At 69.3% G+C, this 2,369-nt stretch carries 3 protein-coding genes; all 3 read left to right on the plus strand.

The window, feature by feature from the left end:
* The first annotated feature begins 419 nt into the window (after positions 1–419).
* The 3 genes from ACIRST_RS42380 to ACIRST_RS42390 all read left to right on the plus strand — a co-directional run bounded on the left by ACIRST_RS42380 (position 420) and on the right by ACIRST_RS42390 (position 2,098).
* A complete protein-coding gene (locus tag ACIRST_RS42380) occupies positions 420–734 on the plus strand; it encodes a metalloregulator ArsR/SmtB family transcription factor (protein ID WP_350520828.1) in 315 nt (104 codons plus the stop codon).
* The gene (locus ACIRST_RS42385) at positions 731–1,138 is read left to right on the plus strand and encodes an SRPBCC domain-containing protein (RefSeq protein ID WP_402810138.1); all 408 of its coding nucleotides are present in this window, start codon (positions 731–733) and stop codon (positions 1,136–1,138) included. The genes ACIRST_RS42380 and ACIRST_RS42385 overlap by 4 nt, the downstream gene beginning before the upstream one ends.
* A gap of 381 nt (positions 1,139–1,519) precedes the next feature.
* Positions 1,520–2,098, plus strand: coding sequence for a DUF6939 family protein (locus ACIRST_RS42390; RefSeq protein ID WP_402810141.1), 579 nt, complete (start codon positions 1,520–1,522; stop codon positions 2,096–2,098).
* The last annotated feature ends 271 nt before the right edge of the window (positions 2,099–2,369 follow it).

Genomic DNA, 2,369 nt, shown 5'->3' on the forward strand with positions numbered 1-2,369 from the left:
GATTTTCTGCGGAAAATTCTCCGCGCGGCTTGGGGTCACTCCCCGCGGGCGCTGTAGCTCCCCCGGCGTCCGGATGCCGGTCGGAGGAGGAGCGGGTGCGCTTCGCGCGTCTCGAAACTCAGTGGGTCCGGCAGCCGCCAGGACCCATCGAATTTTCCGCGGAAAATCGACGACCCCATGCGGGGGAGTGAGCCAGGGCGCCGCCGCGGTCGTACCTGTGGTTCTCCCGCATCGCGCCGCCGGGCCGGGCCGGGCCAGGGCGAGCGTGGGGTGGCGGCGGCAGCGGGTTTGCCCCTGCCCCGTACCCCTGATGCCCGCCTCCCCGAAGCCGAGAGAACGGCCCCTGCCGCCAGGGGTGCGCGGACGGATCGCGTCGGACAACGTTGACGCGTCGGAAATCTCCGACGTAAATTGGCGGCATGCCTACCGACGTGTTCGGCGTACTGGCCAACCCCGTGCGCCGCAAGCTGCTCGAACACCTGCGGGAGGGGCCTCGCTCCACGGGCGAGCTGGCCGCAATGTTCGAGCTCGGGCGGCCGGCGGTCTCCGAGCATCTGGCGGTGCTACGCGCCGCCGGACTGGTCCGCGAGGAACCGCGCGGTCGCCATCGGTACTACCACCTCGAAGCGGCTCGGCTGGCCGAAGTCGGTGAGTGGCTGCACCCGTTTGAGCACTACTGGAACCAGCGCCTGACCGCGCTGGCAGATTTCCTGGATGAGGAGAGCACCCCGTGACCGAGAACGCCGAGATCCGCTGCGAGAAGTTCCTGGCCCACCCACCAGCGGCAGTGTGGGCCGCACTGACCGATCCAGCCCTGCACGCCCGCTGGTGGGCCGCAGGCGACATCAAGCCGCTGGTGGGCCACCGGTTCACCCTCGACATGGGCCCCTGGGGTGCCCAGCCGTGCGAGGTGACCGCCGTGGAACCAGAGCGGCTACTGCGCTACCGCTTCGCCGAAGGATCGCTCGACACGACGATCACCTGGCGGCTTGAGTCGGAGGGCAAGGGCACCCGCCTCTTCCTGGAGCACGCCGGCTTCGATCTCGATTCACCGATGGGCAGGCAGGCGTACCAGGGCATGGGCGAGGGCTGGCCGCACGTCCTGGACCGACTCGACTCGGTCCTGGCCGACGCCTGATCCCGGCATCCGAAGCACGCTCCCGGCCGGATGTTCGCCCGGACCCCGGTGGCATCCGTCGCAGCAGCGGCCCTCATGGTTCACGGCTCTCGGCGGTCACTCCGGGGTGGTTCGGCCAGCGCAGAGTCCGCTCGGGCCGGGCAGCTCGCCAGGCGCACGAATTTTCCGCGGAAAATTTCCGAGCCTTGATCCCGGGCCGATCCGGCGCAGGAGTGGCAGGGCGTCTGGGCTCATGAGCCCTGTCCGCCTCGCGTCGGACGGTCGCCGGACTCCGTGCGGCGGCTGCTCGTCGAGGCGCCCGGTGCTTCGGGCGGACGGGATGTCAGTGGCATCGGGGATGCTCGGTGGTTGATGTCATCGAACCAGGGGAGGGGCCTCCAGATGCCGATCCGAATTGCCAGCCGTCGCCGTACGACGGCGTCACTGACGGCCGCCTTCCCCGGTGCGGAGATCATCGACGTGACCTCCAAGGCACCGGAGCCGTGGGTGCGGCTGAGCCCCTTCTACCCGCACGGCGGCATCCCGGTTCCCTACAGCGAGGGGTCGACCAGCCAGTCGGTGGAGGGAATCTGGCAGGCCCTCAAGGTCTTCCAGGACTCCGACGTCGACCCCGCGAGGCTCGCGATCACCACGATGAAGGGGCTGAAGCGGACGGTGAGTCGATACGGTCCCGTCCAAGGGCACCGAGCCGGCCTGCACGGCGACCGACTGCTGCCCTATGAAACGGCTCGCCGCCGGATCTACCTGCCGGCCTACCGGTGGATCCTGGAGCACCGAGTCGCCGACCTGGTCGAGTTGATCAGGAACAAGGAGGACGTCGTCCTCCTCGACTACACCACCAACGGGGATGTCACCGACCCCAGCAGCCCGCTCTCACACGCCGCACTCATCCAGCTGTACGTGGAAGGGCGCTGGCCCAGCGAGGACGATGCCAAGGTTCGTGGCGCCGACGGTGCGTGAAATGGCTTGAGGATTCCGAGGCGGGGGCGGTGCTCATGCGATGTGCAGAACACCGTGCAGCCGTGGCCGGGATCCGCTGATCGCGGTCGGCGGCGGCACCGGCCGCGCGTTCGGCGATACTGCCGGGCCGAGGTCGGACCCGGTCGGCTCACCGATTTTCCGCAGAAAATTCCGGGGAGGTCTGCGGACGGTGGAGGCGGGTACTGGGGGAGTCCCCCACGGCGACGCCGGCAGTCCGGTACTCCCGTCGCGAGAAGCCGGACTTCCGACG

The organism is Kitasatospora sp. NPDC101447 (assembly GCF_044767225.1).
Lineage (GTDB): Bacteria > Actinomycetota > Actinomycetes > Streptomycetales > Streptomycetaceae > Kitasatospora.